Annotated in this window: 18 protein-coding genes and 7 pseudogenes; 11 read left to right on the forward strand and 14 right to left on the reverse strand. The window is 38.5% G+C overall.

Going from position 1 to position 23,983, the window contains the following annotated elements; all coding sequences use genetic code 11:
- Positions 1–13 precede the first annotated feature (13 nt).
- The 3 genes and pseudogenes from V8V91_RS27380 to V8V91_RS27390 form a co-directional block, all read right to left on the reverse strand.
- Positions 14–886, reverse strand: coding sequence for a carbohydrate kinase (locus tag V8V91_RS27380; protein ID WP_373398146.1), 873 nt, complete (start codon positions 884–886; stop codon positions 14–16).
- A 3-nt stretch (positions 887–889) separates the two neighbouring features.
- Positions 890–2,223 (reverse strand): annotated as a pseudogene (locus tag V8V91_RS27385) (sugar porter family MFS transporter).
- Between the two features lie 67 nt (positions 2,224–2,290).
- Positions 2,291–3,584, reverse strand: a pseudogene (locus tag V8V91_RS27390) (acetyl-CoA hydrolase/transferase family protein).
- Positions 3,585–3,818: 234 nt separating this feature from the next.
- On the opposite strand from V8V91_RS27390, the pseudogene V8V91_RS27395 reads away from it, so the two are divergent.
- The 7 genes and pseudogenes from V8V91_RS27395 to V8V91_RS27425 all read left to right on the forward strand — a co-directional run bounded on the left by V8V91_RS27395 (position 3,819) and on the right by V8V91_RS27425 (position 11,779).
- Positions 3,819–7,192: pseudogene (locus V8V91_RS27395) on the forward strand (methylmalonyl-CoA mutase family protein).
- Between the two features lie 56 nt (positions 7,193–7,248).
- A pseudogene (locus V8V91_RS27400) lies at positions 7,249–7,664 on the forward strand (OsmC family protein).
- Complete coding sequence (locus V8V91_RS27405) at positions 7,661–7,900, forward strand: hypothetical protein (RefSeq protein WP_373398147.1); 240 nt, start codon at positions 7,661–7,663, stop codon at positions 7,898–7,900. Before V8V91_RS27400 ends, V8V91_RS27405 begins: the two are co-directional and overlap by 4 nt.
- A gap of 23 nt (positions 7,901–7,923) precedes the next feature.
- On the forward strand, positions 7,924–8,928 hold the full coding sequence (locus V8V91_RS27410) for a hypothetical protein (RefSeq protein ID WP_373398148.1): 1,005 nt from the start codon (positions 7,924–7,926) through the stop codon (positions 8,926–8,928).
- Positions 8,929–10,512, forward strand: a complete 1,584-nt coding sequence (locus V8V91_RS27415; RefSeq protein WP_373398149.1) for a PAS domain-containing protein — start codon at positions 8,929–8,931, stop codon at positions 10,510–10,512.
- Positions 10,476–10,991, forward strand: a complete 516-nt coding sequence (locus V8V91_RS27420) for a histidine kinase dimerization/phospho-acceptor domain-containing protein (RefSeq protein ID WP_373398150.1) — start codon at positions 10,476–10,478, stop codon at positions 10,989–10,991. The genes V8V91_RS27415 and V8V91_RS27420 overlap by 37 nt, the downstream gene beginning before the upstream one ends.
- A 38-nt stretch (positions 10,992–11,029) precedes the next feature.
- Positions 11,030–11,779, forward strand: a complete 750-nt coding sequence (locus V8V91_RS27425; protein WP_373398151.1) for a response regulator — start codon at positions 11,030–11,032, stop codon at positions 11,777–11,779.
- Between the two features lie 33 nt (positions 11,780–11,812).
- Here V8V91_RS27425 and V8V91_RS27430 read toward each other — a convergent pair.
- The 8 genes and pseudogenes from V8V91_RS27430 to V8V91_RS27465 all read right to left on the reverse strand — a co-directional run bounded on the left by V8V91_RS27430 (position 11,813) and on the right by V8V91_RS27465 (position 18,990).
- Positions 11,813–13,111 (reverse strand): annotated as a pseudogene (locus V8V91_RS27430) (dihydrolipoamide acetyltransferase family protein).
- Positions 13,112–13,205: 94 nt separating this feature from the next.
- Complete coding sequence (locus V8V91_RS27435; RefSeq protein WP_373398152.1) at positions 13,206–14,456, reverse strand: competence/damage-inducible protein A; 1,251 nt, start codon at positions 14,454–14,456, stop codon at positions 13,206–13,208.
- 36 nt (positions 14,457–14,492) lie between these two features.
- Positions 14,493–15,064: pseudogene (locus tag V8V91_RS27440) on the reverse strand (SDR family NAD(P)-dependent oxidoreductase).
- Positions 15,065–15,129: 65 nt separating this feature from the next.
- On the reverse strand, positions 15,130–15,258 hold the full coding sequence (locus V8V91_RS27445) for an SDR family NAD(P)-dependent oxidoreductase (RefSeq protein ID WP_373398153.1): 129 nt from the start codon (positions 15,256–15,258) through the stop codon (positions 15,130–15,132).
- Positions 15,255–15,761, reverse strand: a complete 507-nt coding sequence (locus V8V91_RS27450) for a dihydrofolate reductase (protein WP_373398154.1) — start codon at positions 15,759–15,761, stop codon at positions 15,255–15,257. Before V8V91_RS27450 ends, V8V91_RS27445 begins: the two co-directional genes overlap by 4 nt.
- Positions 15,762–15,830: 69 nt before the next feature.
- Positions 15,831–16,613: a DUF4412 domain-containing protein gene (locus tag V8V91_RS27455; RefSeq protein ID WP_373398155.1), complete on the reverse strand. Its 783-nt coding sequence runs from the start codon at positions 16,611–16,613 to the stop codon at positions 15,831–15,833.
- A 240-nt stretch (positions 16,614–16,853) separates the two neighbouring features.
- Positions 16,854–17,778 (reverse strand): annotated as a pseudogene (fmt, locus tag V8V91_RS27460) (methionyl-tRNA formyltransferase).
- A gap of 66 nt (positions 17,779–17,844) precedes the next feature.
- Entirely contained in the window at positions 17,845–18,990 is a 1,146-nt protein-coding gene (locus tag V8V91_RS27465) for an exo-beta-N-acetylmuramidase NamZ domain-containing protein (protein WP_373398156.1), read from the reverse strand.
- Between the two features lie 84 nt (positions 18,991–19,074).
- Here V8V91_RS27465 and V8V91_RS27470 point away from each other — a divergent pair, with 84 nt between their 5' ends.
- Positions 19,075–19,773: an ABC transporter permease gene (locus V8V91_RS27470; protein ID WP_373398157.1), complete on the forward strand. Its 699-nt coding sequence runs from the start codon at positions 19,075–19,077 to the stop codon at positions 19,771–19,773.
- Positions 19,752–20,291: an ABC transporter permease gene (locus V8V91_RS27475; RefSeq protein ID WP_373398158.1), complete on the forward strand. Its 540-nt coding sequence runs from the start codon at positions 19,752–19,754 to the stop codon at positions 20,289–20,291. The genes V8V91_RS27470 and V8V91_RS27475 overlap by 22 nt, the downstream gene beginning before the upstream one ends.
- On the opposite strand, the gene V8V91_RS27480 is transcribed toward V8V91_RS27475, so the two are convergent.
- Complete coding sequence (locus tag V8V91_RS27480) at positions 20,269–21,018, reverse strand: polyprenol monophosphomannose synthase (RefSeq protein WP_373400827.1); 750 nt, start codon at positions 21,016–21,018, stop codon at positions 20,269–20,271. The two genes, V8V91_RS27475 and V8V91_RS27480, sit on opposite strands and share 23 nt — an antisense overlap.
- 105 nt (positions 21,019–21,123) lie before the next feature.
- Between V8V91_RS27480 and V8V91_RS27485 the strand changes: the two genes are divergently transcribed.
- Positions 21,124–21,567, forward strand: coding sequence for a hypothetical protein (locus V8V91_RS27485; RefSeq protein WP_373398159.1), 444 nt, complete (start codon positions 21,124–21,126; stop codon positions 21,565–21,567).
- A complete protein-coding gene (locus tag V8V91_RS27490; RefSeq protein WP_373398160.1) occupies positions 21,564–21,992 on the forward strand; it encodes a hypothetical protein in 429 nt (142 codons plus the stop codon). Before V8V91_RS27485 ends, V8V91_RS27490 begins: the two co-directional genes overlap by 4 nt.
- Here V8V91_RS27490 and V8V91_RS27495 read toward each other — a convergent pair.
- Both V8V91_RS27495 and hisB read right to left on the reverse strand, forming a co-directional pair.
- A complete protein-coding gene (locus V8V91_RS27495; protein ID WP_373398161.1) occupies positions 21,952–22,659 on the reverse strand; it encodes a tetratricopeptide repeat protein in 708 nt (235 codons plus the stop codon). The genes V8V91_RS27490 and V8V91_RS27495 overlap by 41 nt on opposite strands.
- A 218-nt stretch (positions 22,660–22,877) precedes the next feature.
- The gene (hisB, locus tag V8V91_RS27500; RefSeq protein WP_373398162.1) at positions 22,878–23,975 is read right to left on the reverse strand and encodes a bifunctional histidinol-phosphatase/imidazoleglycerol-phosphate dehydratase HisB; all 1,098 of its coding nucleotides are present in this window, start codon (positions 23,973–23,975) and stop codon (positions 22,878–22,880) included.
- Positions 23,976–23,983: the final 8 nt, after the last annotated feature.

The following is a 23,983-nucleotide window of genomic DNA, read 5'->3' on the forward strand; positions in this document are numbered from 1 at the left end:
AGAAGATTATCCCTCACATCACATCAAGATCTGAAATGGAGTAATTGGGAGTTCCTCCTTTTTTGGAGGCTACGAAAGCCCCTAATTTACAAGCAAAATCAAGTGTTTCAGCCAGCGTTTTAGGTTCAAGGTAGCCTTTGATAAATCCACTTAAAAATGCATCACCGGCCCCAATACTATCTGCAACTTTTACTTGGTAGCCTGCATGTTCAATGATTTCACCCTTTTTATATATTAAGGCACCTGCTGATCCTTTAGTCACACATATTAAATCCATTGGGAAATGCTGGTCTAAATGTTGACAGACCGCTTTAATGGTAGGTTTGACATTGAAAAAGTCCGCGAAAATCACCATCTCATCTTCATTGATTTTTAATACATCGGCAAAACCCAATAGCGTCTCAATGATTTCAAAATCATAATATGGTGAACGTAAATTAGCATCAAAAAAACGCAACGTTTCATGGTGGAGAAGCTTCAAGAGCGTAGTAAGGCTTTCGGGATTTCTTACTCCCAGTGTGCCAAAGACAAAAGCATCTGATGCTGCTACAGCTTTGTCCATATTTTTATTCCACTTAATAAAGTCCCAGGCAACAGGTGATACGATATCGTATTTGATGTTTTCAAGATCACTATCATCCACCAGCACTTTGGATGTTTCATATTCTTCAATTTGCTGGATAAGGCCAGTCTGAAACTGAAAAGAATTCAGAAAATCGAGTAGTTTCTCTCCGTCAGCATCTTTTCCTACCGCAGAGATCAGCTTGGAATCAAGACCTAATTGATGAAGGTTAAGCGCCACGTTCATGGGGGCACCGCCTGGAACTGCTCCTTGGGGAAGGCAATCCCAAAGCATTTCTCCAAATACTACTACTTTATTGATCATACCTTAGTGAATGTTTTGATGAATTTCTTCTAATGATCTTCCTTTTGTTTCAGGCATCTTAAATCTTACCCACAATAATTGCCATACCATCATGACAGCAAAAAATGAGAAGATATATCCAGGACCAAATTGATTTGCAAAAAACGGAAATACATTGGCAATTACGGCGGCCAAGATCCAATGGGTAAATGATCCAGTTGATTGGCCATAAGCTCTTAAATCATTGGGGAACATTTCCGAAATAAACACCCAAATGACGGATCCTTGCCCGACTGCATGCGAAGCGATGAAGGCAAATACAAATATCGGTAACCAAAATGTAGGAATTCCGGGGCCAAGAAAGTTATATGCCATTAAAGAAAGTGACACTATATAGCCCACAGAACCAATGTACATCAACTTTTTCTACCTATTCTATCTATCAAATAAAGTCCTAGAAAGGTTGCTATTAGATTTACTACTCCGATTCCAATGGTAGAAATTAAAGCGGACTCTGTTGAAATTCCAGCCATTTCAAATATCCTGGGAGCGAAATAGATGATTGCATTAATTCCCGACACTTGGTTGAAAAAGGCAATCATAATTGCCATCAGTGTGGTAGGCAAAAAACGTTTTTTGAAGATGGCTGAAAAGCTTCCTTTTTGTTTGATTTTCTGTTCTTCCTCTAAGGCAAGCCGGATCGCTTCATCCACTCCTTCAGGATCTGTTCTTGTCAAAATTTCTCTGGCTTGAACTTCATCATTTCTTTTACCAATTAACCACCTTGGGCTTTCTGGAATTCTGAAAATCAAAATGGAATAAAGTAATGCAGGAATTGCTTCCGCACTCAACATCCATCGCCAGTCCTGTGCTAGCTCTGCCGTACCGATCAGGTAATTGGAGACATAGGCCATGACGATTCCAAAGACAATATTAAACTGGTATAGAGCCACCAATAAACCTCGGTTCTTGGCAGGTGCGATTTCAGAGATATACATTGGGGCAACCACGGAGGAGGCGCCAACTCCCAATCCACCTAAAAATCGGAAAAAGGTAAAAGAAGTAACATCCCATGCTAAACCAGAACCCACTGCTGAAATCAGGTAAAATAGACCGATCCAAAGCAAGCTTTTTTGTCTACCAAATTTATCAGCGGGAATTCCTCCAAATAAGGCTCCTATTACGGTCCCGTAGAGAGCGGAAGCAATTGCTAATCCATGCATCCAATCACTTAATTTCCAGGTTTCTTGAATAGCTCTCTCGGCTCCGGAAATTACAGCCGTGTCAAATCCAAATAAAAATCCACCTAAAGCAGCAGTAATGGAGACAAAGAATGCATAGTTTTTGAAGACATGAATAGTTTGGGTTATTGCTAAGCTAAACTAACCATAAGGCGAAGAAATAAAAATGAAATTTTTTCTCTTGTTACCGGAAAGGGTAAATGTAGCTCCCAAACCTTTCAACGATCGCTTTTTCCAGCGATTCCTGATGGTCAGGGTGTGCAATTCGCATTAACTCATAGGCTCTTTGCCTCAAGTTTTTGCCATAGAGGTTGGCAATTCCAAATTCTGTGACCACGTATTGCATATGTGCACGGGTGGTAACGACTCCTGCTCCTTCTTTCAAAAACGGGACAATTTTGGAATCCCCTTTTTTGGTGGTTGAAGGTAAGGCCATGATAGGTTTTCCACCTACAGAAAGTGCCGCTCCTCTCATAAAATCCATTTGACCACCGACTCCTGAATAATGGTAACTTCCAATAGAATCCGCGCAAACCTGTCCTGTTAAATCCAATTCAACACAACTATTGATGGAAATGACCTTTGGGTTTTTTCGAATGACAGCAGTATCATTTACATATGCAGCTTCATGGAAAGAAAATTCAGGGTTGTCATTTACGGCATCATATAGCTCTCTGGTTCCTGCGGCAAAGGAGGAAACTACTTTTCCAGGATGTTTTTCTTAAATGAATTGGTGACAGCTCCCGACTTCATTAATTCCAAAATTCCATTAGAAAACATCTCGGTATGTACCCCCAAATCTTTATGGTGGTGTAATGAATTCAATACGGCATCAGGAATCGCACCTATCCCCATTTGAAGGGTAGACCGGTCTTCAATTAGGGAAGAAATATGGTGCCCTATCTGAATCTCCCTTTCCGTGATTTTTTTTGCATAATTGATTTCCGGCAAATCATCATCTACGTGAATGGCTGCTGAGAATTTTGAGATATGAATATGCCCATCTCCATGGGTCCTTGGCATTTTTTATTGACTTGGGCAATAATTATCCTGGCAGTTTCTATGGCTGGTTTTGCTATATCTACTGAAGTGCCAAGGGTACAGAATCCATGAGCATCAGGTTCCGAAACTTGAATTAATGCCACATCAATTCCTAGGATTTTATTTCTGAAAAGATGTCCAATTTCGCTTAAAAAAATAGGGACATATCCTCCATGATCAGAATTGACTGCCTTTCTGATGTTTTCGGATACAAAAAGGGAATTCATGTAAAAAGCCTTATGGCATTCGGGCCTTACCAATGGCATTTCCCCAAGTGTCGTAATGGCAACGATCTCAACATTCCTTAATTCATTTCCTCGCTCTGCCAATGCTTTTAACAAACGAGTGGGGGTAGCAGCACTACCATGAACAAATACACGCTGATGGCTTTCTATTAAGCTTACAGCCTGTTCAGGGCTTATATAGGAAAGAGACATATATTCTGGTTTTAGGTTCAGGCAAATTTAGATTTCAATGGTTTTAAAAAAGATGATATAGGTCAGTTTGCAATAGATTATTCATCATAGGTGACCAAATAATATTTTGTTTATGATCCTTTAATTGAAGGTCATCTTGGGGCTTTTACGTATATTCGCAGGCATAAAAAGAAAAGCTATTTGTTTAAAGAAATAGCCTTTTTCATTAGTAAAATAAGAATTAAACCCGATTTTATGACTGGATCCATCGAGATTTATAAACCCAAAAACCATATTCGAATAGTTACTGCCGCATCTTTGTTTGATGGTCATGACGCAGCCATCAATATCATGAGGAGAATCATTCAATCTACTGGATGTGAAGTGATTCATTTAGGGCATAATAGGTCGGTTCAGGAGATAGTGGATTGTGCCATCCAAGAAGATGTGCAAGCAATTGCTATTACCTCTTATCAAGGAGGGCATGTGGAATTTTTTAAATACATGTATGATTTAATTCATGAAAAGGGAGCTGGTCATATTAAGATTTTTGGAGGGGGAGGAGGGACGATCCTTCCAGAAGAGATCCAAGAACTTCATGCTTATGGAATTACAAGAATTTATGCGCCTGATGATGGACGGGCTATGGGTCTCCAGGGGATGATCAATGATTTAGTAGAAAAGTCCGATTTTCCAATTGGGAATAGCTTTCAAGAGGGTTTTGATTTAGACAAAACCTATAAAGCTTTCATAGGTAGGGCCATTTCTGCCTTTGAGAATTTTCCTGAAAAGTCACAGTCCTTATTAAAACAGGTAAGAGCTGAAAGTCAAAATTCCAAAACTCCTGTTTTGGGAATTACAGGAACAGGTGGCGCGGGTAAGTCTTCTTTAGTAGATGAGCTGGTAAGGAGGTTTTTGATCGATTTTGAAGACAAAACATTAGCCATTATTTCAGTTGATCCATCCAAAAGAAAAACTGGCGGAGCCTTACTAGGTGATCGGATCCGTATGAATGCCATTCATCACCCAAGAGTGTATATGCGATCCTTGGCTACCAGACAATCTAATCTGGCACTATCAAAATATGTTCAGGATGCAGTCGATACGGTAAAGGCAGCAGGATTTGATTTAGTGATTCTGGAAACTTCTGGAATTGGGCAATCAGATACCGAAATTATTGAGCATTCAGATTTGTCTCTGTATGTGATGACTCCAGAATATGGAGCTGCTTCCCAATTGGAGAAAATTGATATGCTGGATTTTGCAGATGTAATCGCGCTCAACAAATTTGATAAGAGAGGGGCATTGGATGCTATCCGTGATGTAAAGAAACAATTCAAAAGGAATCATAACCTATGGGACATCCAGGATGAAGATATTCCTGTTTTTGGAACCATTGCATCCCAATTTAATGACCCAGGAATGAATCAACTGTACAAATCGTTGATTTCCAAGATTAATGAGGATCATTCAGGCTGGGAAAGCAATTTTGAATTATCTGCTGGTACCTCCGAAAAAATCTATATTATTCCACCGGCAAGGACCCGCTACTTATCAGAGATTTCGGAAACAAATCGAAACTATGATTCCTGGGTAGAAGAACAAAAGAGATTGCCCAACAGCTTTTTAGTATCAAAAAATCCATGGAGGCAATTCAATCCCTTCAGGTAGCGGATCAGGATCGTTTGTTAAAGGAACTTGAAGAAGTATATGCACAGGTAGAATTAAACTTAGATCCAAAAAACAAAAAGTGGATAGAAGAGTGGCCTCAGGAAGCAGCAAGGTATGGGGAGGACTTTTATGTATTTAAAGTCAGAGATAAAGAAATTAAGGTAAAGACTTTTTATACCTCACTTTCAGAATCAAAGATTCCTAAAATTTCACTTCCAAAATATGAAGCCTGGGGAGATTTGTTGAAGTGGGGATTACGTGAAAATGTGCCAGGTAAATTTCCCTACACTGCTGGAGTTTTTCCTTTTAAACGAGAAGGGAAGACCCGACCAGGATGTTTGCAGGGGAAGGAAGCCCTGAAAGAACCAATAAAAGGTTTCACTATGTGTCAAAGGATATGCCTGCCAAGAGGCTTTCAACAGCGTTTGATTCGGTAACCTTGTATGGAGAAGATCCTGATTATCGACCAGATATTTATGGGAAAATTGGTAATTCCGGAGTAAATGTATGTTGTCTGGATGATGCTAAGAAACTTTACTCGGGTTTTAATTTGGTAGACCCCATGACTTCGGTGTCAATGACCATCAATGGTCCTGCAGCAACCATGACTGCCTTTTTCATGAATGCTGCGATCGATCAACAGTGTGAGGTATATATCAAAGAAAATGGACTTGAGAAGGAAGTCAATCAAAAGATTGAGAAAATCTACCAGAAAAAGGCTTAGAAAGACCCTCTTATAAAGGAAAAATTCCAGACGGTAACGACGGACTCGGTTTGATGCTTTTGGGTGTTACTGGTGATCAGGTACTTCCACAACAGGTATATGCTACAATCAAAGCTGATACAGTTGCCAGAGTTCGAGGTACTGTTCAGGCAGATATTCTGAAAGAAGACCAAGCTCAAAATACCTGTATATTCTCCACTGAGTTCTCCCTCAGGTTGATGGGCGATGTACAGCAGTATTTTATTGAAAATAGTATCCGAAATTTCTATTCAGTTTCTATATCAGGTTATCATATCGCTGAAGCAGGGGCCAACCCGATCACCCAATTAGCACTGACCCTTTCCAATGGATTTACCTATGTAGAATATTATGTGAGTAGGGGGATGGATATAAATAAATTTGCTCCCAATTTATCCTTCTTCTTTTCCAATGGGATAGATCCTGAATATGCGGTCATAGGAAGAGTGGCTCGAAGAGTATGGGCGAAGGCGATGAAATTGAAATATGGAGCAAATGAGCGTTCTCAAATGCTCAAATATCATATACAAACTTCAGGTAGGTCTTTGCATGCTCAAGAAATTGACTTTAACGATATCCGAACCACGCTCCAAGCCCTATATGCGATCTACGATAACTGTAATTCATTGCATACCAATGCTTATGATGAAGCCATTACTACTCCTACTGAGGCCTCTGTAAGAAGAGCTATGGCGATCCAGTTGATCATCAATAAAGAACTAGGTCTGGCCAAAAATGAAAATCCATTACAGGGAGCTTTTATCATTGAAGAATTAACAGATTTGGTGGAAGAGGCGATTTATCTTGAATTTGACAGAATTACCGAGCGTGGAGGGGTATTGGGAGCCATGGAAACGATGTATCAGCGAGGTAAGATTCAGGAGGAAAGTCTTCATTACGAAATGTTGAAGCATACAGGGGAGTATCCAATTATTGGAGTGAACACCTTCTTATCAGCGGAAGGTTCTCCAACAGTTACTCCGGAGAGGTGATTCGAGCTACAAAAGAGGAAAAAGAATCACAGATTACAACATTGAAAAATTTGAATCAATCTCATCCGAAACTTGTTGAAGAGCATCTTCAATCGTTAAAAAGAGTGGCTGTGAAAAATGAGAATATTTTTGCAGAACTGATGGAAGCGGTCAAATACTGTTCGTTAGGTCAAATAACCCATGCTTTGTATGAAGTAGGAGGACAATATAGAAGAAACATGTAAATCAATTCTTCAAGGAAAAGATAATAGGAAAGCAAGAAAAGTTTAATAAAAAAACCATGTCAAAAAGAAATGTAACTGTTCGCATGAAAGCGGACTATGAGTACGAAGCAGTTAATCCGCAGGGAAATGTAGTACAGATTGATATGTATGATGCACCTGAAAAACAAGCTCAGTCTCCTATGGATCTAATTCTTTCTGCATTAGGGGGATGTGCTTCAGTAGATGCGGTGCTCATGATGAAGAAAAAAGAAAAACCATCGAATCATTTACAGTAGATGTAGAAGGGTTAAGGAATGATGGGGTTCCTGCTTTTTACACGGATATCCATTTGTCTTTTACCTTGGTTTCTCCTGATGCCAATGAATTGGAATTCGGAAAAGTGGTAGCGCTCTCAGTGGATAAATATTGCTCGGTAGCCTCTTCACTCAACCCTAAAATTACTTACTCTTATATTGTCAAAAGACCATCATGAGGGTTGTAAATGAATTTGTTCAGGAGGAAATACGCATCAGTGTTTTCTCCTGGAACAATAAATATATCATCAAGTATGAACTCGGGCCTCTGGAGCAAACCTTCAAGGTGAGTGAAATGGATATTTTGGAGGAAACTGAGTTAGAAGCCTTCTGGAAAGGTGATTTTTTTGAAAAAGTTAGAATTAGATTTGAAGAAATGGGTAAAACCTTTCGTGCACAGTTGGAAAATTTATAATTTCCGTACTAAGTGTATTACCTATGAAAATTGGAATAAGATTCTTTTTAATCATCTGCCTGTCATTTTTTTCCTGTGAAGGGCAAAGAGCTTCGGATAAAATTTCAGTCGACGAGAGGCTAACCCAATTGGTTAATAACATGGAGGAGGAATTTCTGACCTTGAATGAAGAAATCATTCGTCTTGGAGATTTTTACCAGTATGTTTTGGCTAATAGGGATTCTCTTTTGAAAACTGCAGATAGATCCAGGTATACTTTTGAAGGCTCTTTTTCTAATAATTTACCTGTTCAGGGCGAAGAACTTAGTAAGTTGATACTATCTACCAAATCTCCTGATCCGGAGAAGTCCATGGAGGAGGTGTTGTTTACGAATATTCTAGATTCTGCTTTTAAAGCAGTGTATGAAAAGCACCCAATTATTGCGCAAGTATATACTAATTCCCCTATGCAGGTTTCGAGGGTTTACCCTCCATATGATGCGCAAAATTTAATGGATCCAGATATTGATTTGGTTACCTTTAATTTTTATTACGAGGGAGACTTGGAGCACAATCCCGAAAAAGAACCAATTTGGCTCCCTGAAGTATATGTTGATCCAGCAGGAAAAGGCTGGATTATGTCTCTAGTTTACCCGGTTTATGATGGAGATGATTTATTTGCTGTCTTGGGTATTGATATTACCGTGGAGGAGTTGTTACATCGTTTTTTGGAACGGGAAGATGGAAACCTATTGATAGTCAATGGAATAGGGGATATTGTTTCAGGCAAATCCACTGCTATTGAAGCATTAAGTTTTCCGCCATTAAAAAATCACGTGTATACAGAAACGATTAAGTCTGACAATTTCCGAATTTCTGATTTTAATCTATTTAATAGTAAGAGTAGGCAAGTGCGGGAAATGGGACAAGAATTTTTATTTAAAAAAGAAAAGACATTTTTGTTTGAAAACGAAAATGACCTAAAAGAGGCAATAGCAATTCCATTTAATTTTACAGATTGGTATTTGATAGAAATAAACCCATACTAAATGTGGACTAGGAAGATAAATAACCTTAGTTTTTTACTTACAACTGCTCTAGGTATTTTTCTAGTCCTATTAGTCATTGCGTTAGGCGTTAGTTTTTATTTTGCTATTTCGGACGCTCAATTAGCATCTAGGAAAGTATTCCTAACCAAACAAACGGAGTTAGCTGCAAGAGAACTCGAATTAGAAATCTTTCGATTTGAAGAAGATGCAAGTAGCCTTTTTTCTTTTCTGGAAGATGAAGATTTGGATGAGGAAGATTTTCAATTAGATCTTCCAATGGCAATTAGAAAATTAATGAATAATTATCCAGAGTTAGTGGATACGGTTTGGGTAAACTTTCCAGAGTCCACTTCATTTTTTACGATGACGGATAGGAATGATTTTATTTCTCAGCCTTTTGATGGGTTTATAAGAAGTAAGTTTCAAGAAAATTCTAGTCTATATAGGAGTAATTCAGAGGGCTTAGAAATGCTTTTCCTCCTAAACTTGGAGGATTTTAGCCGTCGCTTTGTTACAAATTATTATTTAAATGCAGAAGGAGGAAAATTTTTACTAATAGGTGATCAATTGATTGATATAGGTCCCAGTGCTCTTAACACTCCTATTGAATTTCAAGATAAAGATATTCTGGCTATAAAAAATGATATAGCCATAGGTTTAAAGGGGATTTATGAGGTGACTTTGAATCAGGAAGGCAAACCTTTCAATGGAGTGTTAGTCCAATACCCATTTGATTTTGGAGGTATCCTTGAAAATGCCTCCATGTTATTTTTTATTGAAACAGAGGAACTGACGGAAGGCGTCTATAATACCTATTTATGGCTGTTTTTTGTTTTGATACTATTGTTATTAGGGACTATCGTATTTTTTATTCTTTCCTTGAATAACAACTTAAAATCTCAGCATCAACTTGAAAAAAGCTCTCAAGAAATTTCAGAACTATTTGATCAGCAGAATCTACTATTAAAAGAACTAAAAGGCTTCGTCTATTTCCATAATCATAAAGGGGAAATGACCAGGGTCAGTGATGAAGTGGAGGAAATCCTAGGTAGTCCCAAAGAAGAATTTATTAAGGCATTTTTGCCGAATAGTTCCATCCGGGAGGTAAATGAACTTCAAGAAATAGTAAGCCATGTTTTGGATTCCAAGAAGTCGGTACTGGATTTTGAGTATGATTACATCAGACCAGATCAGAAAAAGATTCGTCTAAAAATATTTGAAAAGTTGATTTTTGATGAGAACGGTAGATTTAATGGCGGCTTGGGAATTTGTACTGATATAACTTCCCAATTTGAAGCAAGTCAGGAATTAGTCCAAAGTGAAAATCGACTTAGAACCGTATTGGAAAATATTCCTGATATCATTTTTATTTATGACAATAAAGGGAAGGTCATCGACTTTCACGTCAAGGATAAAATCCCAGGGTGGGATGGTACTGCATTAGGAAAATATTTGGCTGATTTGATTCCAGAGGATCAAAAGAAGAGACACTTCAAGCTTTTGATACCGCAAGAAATACAGGTACTATTCAATCTGTCAATAGGAAGTTGGAGCTTCCGAATGGTTCCAAGTATTTTGAATTGAGGTATTTCCCCTTAGACGAAAATAGAATGATGTCTGTGGCAAAAGATATCACCAGTCAAAAGATTTGGGAAAAAGGCCTAATTGAAGCTATGAGTGCTGCGGATGAAGCTAGCCGAGCCAAATCAGAATTCTTAGCCAACATGAGTCACGAGATCAGGACTCCTATGAATGGATTGTTGGGAATCATTGATTTATTGGAGTTGACTCAACTCAACAAGGACCAAAAAGAGTATTTGGAGATCATCAAGAATTCGGGGAATTCTTTGTTGGGAATAATCAAGGACATTCTGGATTATTCTAAAATTGAAGCTGGTAAAATTGATATCAATCTTTTTCCGGCCAAACCAGCCGAGGAACTTGAGAAACAAATCCAAATTTTTTATGGACTGGCCCAAAAGAAAAATATTAAACTTCATAAGCACATCAGTTCTGAGGCATACGAGCGGTTTGAATCCGATTATGTCGAATTAATCAGGTGATTATCAATCTCGTCGGAAATGCCGTTAAGTTTACACCTGTGGGAGGAATAGTATCTGTGTCCATGGATGTTGAGCAAATTGAGGGAGATCTTTATTATTTGAAAACTGAAGTGAAGGACAGCGGAATAGGTATTCCGGAAGAATTAATTCCTTCGTTGACTGATCCTTTTTTTCAGGTAGAAAGCTCAAGCACCAGAAGTTTTCAAGGTACAGGATTGGGATTGGCAATCGCAAAGAAAATCATTGAATTGATGGGAGGAGAACTCAACATTACCAGCAAAGTAGGTGAGGGCTCCACTTTCTCTTTCTCCGTTTTACTTAATAAAGTAGATGCTGAATTCACAGAGGAAATCAAACTATCAACTGATGAAAGAGAAAACTGGTTCGGAATGGGGGAAGAGTATCCATTAAGAATCTTACTGGCGGAGGATAATGACTTAAATCTTCAATTGATGAAATTGATGTTGGATCAGTTGGGCTACCCATTTGAAATTGCAAGAAACGGTTTAGATGCCTTAGATATGGTCATGAATCATGAATTTGATCTAGTCCTGATGGATGTTCAAATGCCTGTAATGAATGGTCTAGAAGCTACCAAGAGGATCAGAGAGACTCCTGATAAAGAAAATCTTTTTATTATAGGGTTATCTGCAAATGTCTTTGATGAAGATCAAAAGAAAGCTTTAGAAAGTGGAATGGATGATTACTTGACCAAACCGATTCGTCTAATGGCTTTGGCAAAAAAATTGGAACTATTTTATACTAAAAAGGCTAATCTTAAGGCATAAAAAAACCAGGTTCATTACCTGGTTTTCTTAGTTTTATAATGATGTGTTAAGATCAAAGTCTGCTAAATAGTCAGCTACTCGTTTGACAAACATTCCTCCTAAAGAACCATCAACTACACGATGATCATAGGAGTGGGATAAAAACATTTTGTGTCGTATTGCAATTACATCACCGGTTGGGGTTTCTACTACTGCAGGTTTTTTGACGATGGCTCCCACTGCCATGATTGCTACTTGAGGTTGCATAATGATAGGAGTTCCCATTACATTTCCAAAAGAGCCCACATTTGATACCGTATAGGTTCCTCCACTTAAGTCATCTGCATTCAATTTGTTGTTACGGGCTCTATTCGCCAAGTCATTAACCTGTTTGGAGATTCCGACCAAGTTTAATTGGTCTGCCTTCTTAATTACCGGTACAATTAAATTACCACTTGGTAATGCTACTGCCATCCCGATATTGATGTCTTTCTTCTTGATTATTTTATCACCTTCAATAGAAATATTAATCATTGGGAAATCCCTAATCGCTTTGGATATAGCCTCAATAAAGAATGGTGTGTAAGTGATAGACTCTCCAAATTTGGCTTTGTAAGCCATTTTATTTTTCACGCCAAAGGACTATGTTGGTCATGTCCGCTTCTACAAATGAAGTTACATGGGCAGAAATTCTTTTGGAATCGACCATTCTTTGAGCGATCATCTTCCTCATTCGGTCCATTTCGATGATTTCATCGGAGGCAGAAATACTTACTTGGGCTTTCGGTTGGGAAATAGAAGGTACTTCTTGCGTGGAAGCTTTTCCGTTATCACTTCTTTTCTCAAGGTAGTGGAGCATGTCATTTTTAGTGACACGACCATCTTTTCCTGTGCCAGGGACTGTAGCTAATTCCTCTTTGGAAATTCCTTCCTCTTTTGCGATGCTCTGAACAAGAGGGGAATAGAATCGATCATCCGATATTCCCTCCTGAGAATTAGTGGCAGCCGCAGGAGAAATTAAAGAAGCGGTATTCTCAGGTGCTGCTGCAAGTAATTCTTCTTTAGAGGTGACTTCCTTAGGTTTTTTTCTTTAGCAACGTTTTCTACTTCTCCTTCAGTATCAATCACAGCAATTGGAGCCCCTACTGCTACGACATCTCCTTCTTTAACCAAGATTTTTTTCAATACTCCTGCATGCGTAGAAGGGACCTCGGTATCTACTTTATCAGTGGCTACCTCTAAAACAGATTCATCCTGTTCTATTTTTTCGCCTTCTTTTTTAAGCCAATTCAGGATGGTTCCCTCTATGATACTTTCGCCCATTTTGGGCATTAGCATTTCTACACTTGCCATAATCTTCAAAATAATTAAATTGGGTATATATTCGACTTTTAAAATTAAATTTTATTGTCAATCAACCCAAGTCTTTTGATTAAAATTTTATTTGCTATTTCTTAGAAAAACAAACTCTCAGTAAATTCAGTACAGCTACAGCAGTCAATTGGACATTAAGTAACCTGTCTTGTGTAAGTTGTAATTTTTTGGTTTCTACAAATCCATCTCCTGCGCAAGCAATCCATATGGTTCCTACAGGCTTTGCCTCAGTTCCTCCATTTGGCCCGGCAATTCCACTACTAGCTAGGCCAAAGTCAGATTGGAATAACTTTTTAATTCCTTTGGACATCTCAATAACTGTTTGCTCACTTACAGCACCAAATTCTTCAAGAGTGGTATTACTTACTCCTAATATCTCATGCTTGAACTGATTGTGATAGGGGACCAGTGCACCTTGAAAATAGGCACTACTTCCTGAAATACTTGTCACTAAATGCGAAATATATCCACCAGTACAGCTCTCAGCCAAAGCTAGGGTTTTATTGCTTTTCTTCAAAAGCTTACCAATTGCCGATTCTAAGGTTTCATCATTGTAACCATAGATATAGTCTTTGATTTGTGGATAAACCAGGTCAATTTGATGTTGGATTTCATTCTTAAGTTGAATTTGATCATCACCGAATCCAGTCAGCCTTAGTTTGACATGACCCAAAGAAGGCAAATAGGCTAATCTGATATGGGATGGCAAGGCATTTTCCCAATCCCTGATCAAGTCCGCCAACCAGCTTTCACCTATTCCCACGGTTTTAATCACTTGGTGCACAATTACTGGAAGTTCGAAGAGATCTGCGAGCTTAGGAATGACGAAATCCGTCATCAGTTTTTTCATCTCATGTGGAACCCCAGGCATTGACATCCAGTAAGTATGGTTTTCTTCAAACCACATTCCCGGTGCTGTTCCTACTTCATTAGGCACGTAGGTACAACAAGAGGGGAGGTGTCCTTGTAAAATATTCAAAGGGGTAATTTCTCTGCCTCTTCGTTGGAAGAAGCTAGTAACTGCTGTTACGGCTTCAGGAAACTCTACAATGGGGCAATTGAAATATTCAGCCATCAATGGCTTCGTAAGATCATCCTGAGTAGGGCCAAGTCCTCCTGTGATCAATACAATATCTGCTCGCTGTTCGGCCTTAGAAAATGCTTCTAAAATATCATCTCTATTATCACCTACAGTGGTTCGCCTGACTACTCTCACACCGATTAAATCTAACTCCTGACTAATCCAGTGGCTATTCGTATCAACTATTTGACCATATAGCAATTCATCTCCAATTGCTATAATTTCTGCTTTTACAGTCTTCATTCGAGGTGGTTTGCTGGGTTTATCTGACTTTGGCTTTTAGAAGTATTTTTGAAAATATTCCTGGAACAAATCTTTTGAGGTAGATGGCCATGACCTCTTTGCCTCCAATATATAGCTCTTCTTTTCTTTTTTGATTCCCTTAAATATTTTTGAGGCACATGCTTCAGCGCTCATCCCATTGGCTTGGGCATCATCCATTTGGTTCAACGGTTTTCCATCTGCAGTTATCGCGTTAACTGAGACATTTGTTTTTATGAATCCTGGGCAAATGATAGTAACGGTGATATGATCATCATGGTGTTCTGCCCGTAAAGAATCAAAATAGCCATGAAGGGCATGTTTGGAAGCAGAATAAGATGATCTATAGGGAGATCCAATGATTCCTACCAAAGAGCTTGTGATCGCAAAATGCCCTGATTTTTGACTTTTGAAATAAGGTAAGATTGCTTTGGTCAATGCGATGGTCCCAAAAAGTTTACTTCCATGATTTGACGATCTACCTCAAGCTTGGTTTCCATGGCAAGGGATCTTTGACTGATCCCTCCATTATGGAATAGGATATCTATAGCCCCGAAACATTGAATCGCTTTTTCTACTTTTGATCCCATGCTATCAGGATCTGCAAGGTCCAACGGTAAAATGGCACAATCTTCAGGGTAGTCACATTCACGTTTTACTTTTTTAAATCCTCTTCTTTTCTAGAGGAAAGAATGACGGAATACCCTTCTTTTGAAAATTTTTTGGCAGTGGCAGCTCCTATTCCTGCAGATGCTCCTGTAATCCAAATGACAGGCTTTGTCATATCAGTGGTTTTATTCTTTCGTAATCAATAAATGAAAAAGGATATTCATTCTTTTCATCTGCAGGGTGGTCTTCCTTGCTGACAATTTTCCATATTTCAGGGTCGATTCTTGGAAAATAAGTGTCTCCTTCGGGACTTGCATCTACCTCAGTAATGACCAACTCATCAGCTAATGAAATGGTTTGTTTATAGATTTCTCCACCACCTATGATATATAATTTACTCACTCCGATTTTGTTACAATAGGTAAAGGTATCTTCCACATTTTTAAACACATGATGCCCTTCTGGAACGGTATAATGAGGGTTTCTGGTAATTACCAAATGGGTCCTATTCGGAAGTGGTTTTCCTAAAGATTCAAAGGTTTTTCTTCCCATCAGAATATAATTTTCTGAGGTGAGTGCTTTAAATCGCTTGAAATCTGTGGGTATCCTCCAGACTAAGTCGTTTTCTTTGCCGATTACTCCATTTTTAGCAACAGCAGCTATTAATAGTATCCTCATAGATCAATTCATCAATTCCTTGAAGATACTAGGCTTTGGCATGAGAAAAAACAAAAAATAAGGCCAAACTTAATTTTGAGATGCTTGGGTCATCACATTTGGGTAATCACTCATCAGGAATGATTTTGATTCTGAGTCATTTATCTCGATTACTTTTAATTCCACTTTCGTGCCGTCATCTTCAGAAATAAATGTCATTTCCATAAAATTTCCCTGTGGAAAATCATTGAAGTATTCAGCATATTTACTCTGGTCTTTTCCTGAGGCAAAAGGACTGTTGGTACCCCAAAAGGAAGTATAGCCTCCAATTGGTTCTTCAGTTACCCAATAGGTGCCCTCTCCATCTTTACTTTTTACATGGTATTCATCGCACTGGTACCCAAGTATGTCTTTGGTGTTGCCAGTCTTTTCTATCACCAACTCCGAATCTTCCATTGGGTCTTCCATGTCCTCCATGGATTCATTGACCACTTCATTGATATCAATTTTATAAGCAAAACTGTTTTTGGATCCATCATTATCCATGAGCAATATGGATGCTTGGTTAGGGATATCATACACCATGGTCATGACCGACTTTTCATTTTTGGGGTCAGTTATTTCCATTCCAGTGTAATCAGAGGTCTTAGCCAGATAGGACTTCAGTAGGGTGGGGTCCTGTTCTTTTCCTTTCTTATCGGTGGCTTTCATTTCCATGACCACATGCCCAAAGAAATCATATCGTTCTGCGGTTGAGACTTCTTCCCCCAATCCTTTCATGATTTCATTCATGTCGATGGAAACAGGGCTACTAGATTCGCCGTCCTCGCCAAAAATGCCTTCAAATTGCTTCTCTAGCTGTTTTTGGACCATTTTGTTGGCCTCCTCTTCGACTTTTTCTCAATTGCTTTTTCAGCCCCTCTGCTGGCAGCTTTTTTAATTTTATTGATGAATTGTCCTTGACTTGAAGTGGATACCAAGAAAAGTAGAATGCAGAAGAAAATAGATTTTATAAAATATTTCATGGTTTAGCATTTAAAAATTGTACTTCATAATATTTTAATTCAATTTCCTAAAAATCAAAGGGATATGAAAAGAATTAAGCTTTTAATTTTAGGAGAGCTTATATCCTCTTAAGAAATCTTCCGTTTTCATTCTTTTTTCCTTCTAATTGCAGCTCTAAAACCTCCAGTACACCATTCCCTGTATGAAATTTCAAATAGGTTTTGCCATCTGAAAGAAGGGTTCCAGGTGATTGATTTTGGGAATTGCTGTCTTCCACATGTGTTTTGTAAATTTTGCAATTTTTTCCATCTAATTCGGTCCAAGCCCCAGGGTAGGGAGATAATCCTCTTACCAAATTATGAATAGTAATAGCAGGTTGATTCCAGTCGATCTTACCGGTTTCTTTGAAAATTTTAGGTGCGTGATGCTTGGCAAGTGATTCATCTTGAGGTAAAGGAGTAACCTCATCCTTAGAAATCGCCTCTACTGTTTTAAGCACTAATTCGGATCCTATATTCATTAATTTCTCATAAACCGACCCGAGGTCATCCTCCTCAAGTATTGGAACCTTCTCCTGGAAAATGATGCTACCGGTATCAATTTCATGCTTTAAGAAAAATGTAGTAACCCCTGTTTCTTTTTCTCCATTGATGATCGCCCAGTTAATAGGAGCTGCACCTCTATAATTAGGCAATAAGGAGGCATGTAAATTAAATGTACCTATAGGAGGCATATCCCAGACAGATTCGGGAAGCATTCTAAAAGCAACTACAATTTGAAGGTCCGCTTGATAGCTTCTTAATTCCTCCTGAAAAGAAGGGTCCTTTAAGTTGGTAGGTTGAAGCACTGGGATGTTATATTTCAAAGCAGACTCCTTTACCGGAGAAGGAATAAGCTTTTGACCCCTTCCTTTTGGTTTGTCAGGAGCAGTGATCACAGCCACTACATTCCATCCATTATCTACTAGTTTTTCTAATGCCGGAACTGCAAATTCCGGGGTACCCATGTAAATTATTCTTAGGTTCTTATTCATTTCAAAAAAGGGACTCAACTTTTATTTTCTATTTCAAATCAATTTTTAATAAGATTTCCAGGCGATCTAATCTTCGTAAATCAAATAGTTGGATCTTTTTATTTTATAACTATTCAAGTCTTCTTGCCAGCTTTCTTTGATTTCTTCTTCACTTTTCCCAGCAAGTAATTGTTTCTTCAATTCATCAGTTCCAGCAAGTGTGTTGAAATACCCTTTGAAAAAGGATTCGCCTTTTCCGGATTTGGCTAAGGCATCGATGATGTACTGAAGGGTAAACTGATGAGACATAGATTCATTTCTAAGATCTACTCCATAACATACCTGATCTTTATAGGGAGGATTCGTAGACATACCAGGGATGCTTACCGGGGTAAAACTGAATGTTCCTATCTTTTTATCTGGATATCCATACACCTGAAAAGGGAATTCTGTTCCTCTTCCCAAGGAGAAAATCGAGCCTTCAAAAAAACAGGTACTTGGATAGAGTCGAATTGAGAGGTCATTTGGTAAATTGGGTGAGGGTTTGACCGGTAATTTGTAAGGTGTTTGATGGTTCCAGTTTGCAACCGGAATCACTTCAAGATCACATATCAACCCACCTTTCAGCCATTTTTCTCCATTGATCATTTGAGCTAATTCCCCAACAGTTAGACCGTGAACCACAGGGATAGGATGCATTCCCACGAAGCTTTCAAAGCCTTTTTTGAGAACAGGTCCATCAATGTAATCTCCATTAGGATTGGGGCGATCAAAAATGACCACCTGTTTTCCGTTTTCAGCAGCTGCTTCCATCACATAATGCATGGTGCTGATATAGGTGTAAAACCGAACTCCCACATCCTGTAAATCAAAAATAATGAGATCTAAGTCGGAAATCTGCTGGGCGGTGGGCTTTTTGTTGTTTCCATACAAGGATACGATGGGTAAGCCTGTTTTGGAATCCACAGAACTATTCACTTTGGCACCAGCATCCACATCGCCACGAAATCCATGTTCAGGCACAAATACTTTCTTTACGGATACTCCTTGTTCCAACAAGTAATCCACTACGTGCTTATTCCCTTCTTGAGGCAAGATACTCGTTTGATTGGCTACAATTCCCACTGATTTTCCTTTCAAAAGCTCTAAATACAATTCAGGTCGTTCAGCACCTGGAAGTATAGGAGAAGGCTGGGCACTTAATTGGAAGGGTGCCAAGAAAAAAATGAGCATTATGCTCAAAATATGACTAAAGGATAAGAGATTCGTTTGGTTCATGCTATTTTGCGGTCAATTACAACAAATTAAAGCAGTCCATTGAACCTTTCCTATTTCATTGCTAAAAGAATCAGCTTTAAAAGAGCTGGAGGATTCTCAGCAACTATCCATAAAATAGCAGTGGGTAGTTTAGCAATTGGCTTGGCTGTTTCTTTGCTTTCCTTTATGGTTCTGGGAGGTTTTCAACAAACTGTCTCAGATAAAGTATATGGGTTTACGGGGCATTACCAGGTGCAACGTTTTACAATGAGCAATGCCTTTGAGGAGGCCCCCTTTTCTCTGAATAGTGAGTTTGCACAAGAATACGGCCAGTTACCTTTCGTTCAGAGAATTGAATCTTTTGCACATAAAGCTGCGCTGATCAAAGGAGAAAATGAAGTAGAGGGAATTCTGGTAAAAGGAGTGGGGCAGGATTTTGATACGCTTTCCTTTAAGAAATATTTGAAAGAAGGACGAATGCTGCGTATTCCTGAAGAGGGGACCAGTAATGAGGTGATTCTGAGTAAAGTAATTGCAAATAAGCTATTACTCAAAGTTGGAGATAAAGTGACGCTGTATTTTGTCCAGGATCCTCCAAGGTTTAGAAGGGTAGAGGTTGTGGGTATTTTTGAAACCTATTTAGAGAATTTTGACGATAAGATAATTATTGGAGAATTGCAGACCATCAGAAACCTGAATGGTTGGGAGAAAGATCAAGTGGGGGACTTGAGGTTTTTGTGGATGATTCAAAAAATATAGATCAGTATACTCCAGAGCTGGAACAGATCATGGATTTTGATTTGAAGCTGATAGCAAGCAAAAATAAATTCTTAGAGATTTTTGATTGGTTGACCCTTCTGGACACCAATGTCTACGTCTTTGTAGGATTGATAGCCTTTGTGGCAATATTCAATATGGGTGCAATCCTTTTTATTTTGATCATGGAGCGAACCCAGATGATAGGCTTGTTGAAAGCAATTGGAGCGGCAAATAAGCAGATTCAACGAATCTTTTTCTGGAATGGGATTAACATCCTTTTGAGAGGATTATTTATTGGAAATGCAATAGGCTTAGGCTTTGGGGTATTACAGGATAAATTCAAATTAATTCCCCTTGACCCTGCCAGTTATTACATGTCCTATGTGCCCATAGAATGGAATTGGCCTTTATTTTTATTGATCAATTTGGGTATTACGGTGCTCACCGCTGTGGTACTCTTTATTCCAGTGATGGTTATTTCGAGGGTTGACCCGATCAAATCGATTCGCTTTGATTAAGGCGGTAGGGAGAAAAAATACTTTTAATCTTCATCCAAATTACTCCAAAAACAGCTTCTTTAAAGATTCCTGAGCTCATTTTGGAAGTGCCTTTGGTACGATCCGTGAAGATGATCGGCACTTCAATGAGTTTGAAGCCTAGTTTCCAGGCGGTAAATTTCATTTCAATTTGGAAGGCATATCCAATGAATTTCACCTCTTTTAAATTCATGCCTTCCAATACGGATCTGTGGTAACATTTAAAACCGGCAGTGGCATCTTTGATCGGCAAACCTGTAATGAATTTAACATAAACACTGGCAAAATAGGACATCAAAACTCTTCCTATAGGCCAATTGACCACATTCACTCCGGTAATATACCTGGATCCTATGGCCATATCAAATTCTCTGTTTTGGCAGGCTAGATACAAGCGAATTAAATCATAGGGATTATGCGAAAAATCACAATCCATCTCAAAAATAAAATCGAAGTCATTCGAAAGAGCCCATTCGAAACCTTTTAAATAAGCTGTACCTAAGCCTAATTTCCCCTTTCTCTCGATCAGATGTAATCTTTTTGGGTAATTGATTTGATTGATTTTGACCACTTTGGCTGTACCATCGGGCGAGCCATCATCAATAATCAATAACTCAAAATCCCCTTCCAGACCCATGATAGAATGGATCATTTCCTGGATATTTTCAATCTCATTATAGGTTGGGATAATTACTAGTTTCCGGTGCATCGTTGGGGTAATAAAGCTCAAAAGTAAGGTTTAGGCTTGATTTAAGAAGAAATGAACTAAATAATTTTGGTTTAAGTGTATTTTCGTGAAAAATATTACTATTCCATGATCGCTATTGTTAGTTACGTCTCCATTGGTTCTTATGATTCCAATACAGTTGATGAGGATAAGATCCTTTCCTCTATTTTAACTGAGTTGAAAATGCAACATGAGATCGTTCCTTGGTCAGATAAACAAGTAGATTGGAGTAAATATGAGACCCTTTTAATCAAATCCACCTGGGATTATTTTGATTATTATCCTGAGTTTTTGAATTGGGTTAATCATATTAAAAAACTGAATATCAATGTGTTAAATGATTTAGATACGGTTTTATGGAATTCCAACAAAGGTTATTTAGCACAGATAAAGGAGAAAGGGTTTCCTGTTATTTCAGGATTTACTTTGAAAAAAGGAACGAAGATTTCATTTGATGAAATTCATAAATCTTTGGGGGCAGGAGATTGGGTAGTCAAACCCATGGTAAGTGGGGGGCAAAAAACACCATGAAAATTCCTAGTTCTCAATGGGATATGTTTGAAGGAAAAATCCAACAATTAACCCAAGATGAGGATTTCTTGATTCAACCCTATGTCAAAGAAGTGGCAGAGGTAGGAGAGTATTCTTTGTTGTTTTTTAATGGGGAGTTTTCACATGCCGTACTGAAAACTCCAGCTTCAGGAGATTTTCGGGTGCAGCATTATTTTGGAGGAGCAATAAAATCCATCACACCAGGTAGCAACATGAGAAAGGCAGCAAAGACTCTGGTAGATCAATTTGCATCAGATAGTCTCTATGCAAGAGTGGATGGAGTAGAAATCAATGGTGAATTTTATTTAATGGAGCTAGAATTGATTGAACCCTATTTGTTTTTGGATTCCAATCCTTCGGCCATTACAAACTATAAAAATGCCTTGATCCAAAGGTTGGGTTAAACACAAACTTCTTGTTGATTCTGCGCATACTCACTTCCCTTGAAGGCGGCTTCCTGTAAAAGTTGGCAGCCTTCAGGATTTCCCATTTTTGCCAAGCAGTATCCTTTTTCGCCAGGGCTTCCACATGATTGGGGTTTGTCCTCAATATTTCTTCAAAGTCTTCGAGTGCATATCCTATATATCCGGCTCTCATCAACGCAAATCCTCTATTATATCTTCCTACAATTTGGTCTGGTTCGTACTGAACATACTTATTGAAGGAAACTGCGCAGCCTAACACATCTCCTCGCATCGCACGAGCCATTCCCTCGTAGAAATAGACCTTGGGGAATTCAGGATTGAGTTCAATTGCCATTTTAAAGAAATTTTCTGCAGACGCATACTTTTCTGTCATCAGCTGTGCCCTTCCCAACAAATAGATAATGTCAAAGTCCTTGGGATCTAAGGAGGCTGCACGAAGTAAATAAGACTCTGCTAAGTCATAATTCCCTTCTTCAAATATTAATTTCCCCAGACCAGCATAGGCTTGGGCATATTCATCATCCATGGCTATGATTCGCTCATAATCTTTTTTTGCCATGGGGATATTGCCCAATTCCTCGTAGCTTCTCGCTCTTAAATGAAAGGCCTTCAGGTCGGTGACATGGAAGAAAAGATAACTATCCAACTCTTCTATTGCTGCTTCATAATCCTCGTCTTGATATAAATTTTCAATTTTTGAAAATCACTGGAACAGGAACTGAGCGTATTTATTACTAATAAAATAGTCAAAATATGTAAATATCGTTTCATAACTAAATGAAACAAAAAATAGGATTAGAAAAAATTTTTAGTGTGAATTTTTCCTAATCCTTTGAAATAAAGTTTGACCTAAATGCTTGAGTATTAAAGAACTCCTTTGGTGCTTGGCAATTGATTGATGTTTCGAGCATCTCTGGTGACTGCCATTTTGATTGCTCTTGCCATCGCTTTAAAAATCGCCTCAATCTTATGGTGTTCGTTATTCCCCTCCGCTTTTATATTCAAGTTACATTTGGAGGTGTCAGAAAAGGATTTAAAGAAATGATAGACCATTTCTGTGGGCATGTCACCCACTTTTTCTCGTTTAAACTCAACATCCCAAACGATCCATGGTCTTCCGCCGAAGTCAATGGCTACTTGTGCAAGTACATCATCCATGGGAAGAAGAAAACCATATCTGTATATTCCTTTTTTATCGCCCAGTGCTTTCAAATAGGCTTCCCCAAGTGCTAAAGCGGTATCTTCTATCGTATGATGCTCATCGATATGAAGATCACCTTTCACTTTTATTTCTAAGTCGGTACTTCCATGTTTTCCCAGTTGTTCCAGCATGTGGTCAAAAAAATGTAAGCCAGTAGAAATATCACATTGACCTGATCCATCAAGATTAAGTTTGATATGGATATCAGTTTCAGAGGTGGTTCTTCTAATTTCTGCAGTTCTGGGAGGCATTTTAAGGAAAGCATAAATTTGATCCCAATCCTTGGTGCTTAAGGCTGCTTGTTCATGGTTTTCGCCTATATAAATAGCTTTTGCTCCCAAATTAACCGCCAATTGAATATCTGTGATCCGATCTCCTATCACATAACTGTTTGCCAAGTCATATTCTTCCGAAAAATACTCTTGAAGCAGGCCAGTTCTTGGCTTTCTTGTCTCTGCATTTTCATGTTCGAAAGTTCGGTCCACGTGGATTGCAGAAAAGAAGATGTTTTCTTGCTCCAAGGTTTTCAACATCTTGTATTGTGCAGGCCAAAAGGTGTTTTCAGGAAATGAGTCCGTACCTAAGCCATCTTGATTGGTGACCATCACCAATTCATAGTCCGTTTCTTCAGCAATTTTCCTAAGATTAGAAATGGATTTTGGTAAAAATTCAAGCTTTTCTAAACTGTCAACTTGAAAATCGGTTGGTGGTTCTTTGATGATCGTTCCGTCTCGATCTATAAATAATACTTTCTTTTTCATGAAAGGAA

Origin of the sequence: Algoriphagus halophilus (genome assembly GCF_041729275.1) — a bacterium.
Classification (GTDB): Bacteria; Bacteroidota; Bacteroidia; order Cytophagales; family Cyclobacteriaceae; genus Algoriphagus; species Algoriphagus halophilus_A.

What these genes read in the sequence shown, in the direction of transcription:
- V8V91_RS27380 (WP_373398146.1), bottom strand. Translation starts at nt 886, where the DNA reads ATGATCAATAAAGTAGTAGTATTTGGAGAAATGCTTTGGGATTGCCTT.
- V8V91_RS27405 (WP_373398147.1), top strand. Translation starts at nt 7,661, where the DNA reads ATGAGGGTTGTAAATGAATTTGTTCAGGAGGAAATACGCATCAGTGTT.
- V8V91_RS27410 (WP_373398148.1), top strand. Translation starts at nt 7,924, where the DNA reads ATGAAAATTGGAATAAGATTCTTTTTAATCATCTGCCTGTCATTTTTT.
- V8V91_RS27415 (WP_373398149.1), top strand. Translation starts at nt 8,929, where the DNA reads ATGTGGACTAGGAAGATAAATAACCTTAGTTTTTTACTTACAACTGCT.
- V8V91_RS27435 (WP_373398152.1), bottom strand. Translation starts at nt 14,456, where the DNA reads ATGAAGACTGTAAAAGCAGAAATTATAGCAATTGGAGATGAATTGCTA.
- V8V91_RS27445 (WP_373398153.1), bottom strand. Translation starts at nt 15,258, where the DNA reads ATGACAAAGCCTGTCATTTGGATTACAGGAGCATCTGCAGGAATAGGA.
- V8V91_RS27450 (WP_373398154.1), bottom strand. Translation starts at nt 15,761, where the DNA reads ATGAGGATACTATTAATAGCTGCTGTTGCTAAAAATGGAGTAATCGGC.
- V8V91_RS27455 (WP_373398155.1), bottom strand. Translation starts at nt 16,613, where the DNA reads ATGGTCCAAAAACAGCTAGAGAAGCAATTTGAAGGCATTTTTGGCGAG.
- V8V91_RS27465 (WP_373398156.1), bottom strand. Translation starts at nt 18,990, where the DNA reads ATGCTCATTTTTTTCTTGGCACCCTTCCAATTAAGTGCCCAGCCTTCT.
- V8V91_RS27480 (WP_373400827.1), bottom strand. Translation starts at nt 21,018, where the DNA reads ATGCACCGGAAACTAGTAATTATCCCAACCTATAATGAGATTGAAAAT.
- V8V91_RS27485 (WP_373398159.1), top strand. Translation starts at nt 21,124, where the DNA reads ATGATCGCTATTGTTAGTTACGTCTCCATTGGTTCTTATGATTCCAAT.
- V8V91_RS27490 (WP_373398160.1), top strand. Translation starts at nt 21,564, where the DNA reads ATGAAAATTCCTAGTTCTCAATGGGATATGTTTGAAGGAAAAATCCAA.
- hisB (WP_373398162.1), bottom strand. Translation starts at nt 23,975, where the DNA reads ATGAAAAAGAAAGTATTATTTATAGATCGAGACGGAACGATCATCAAA.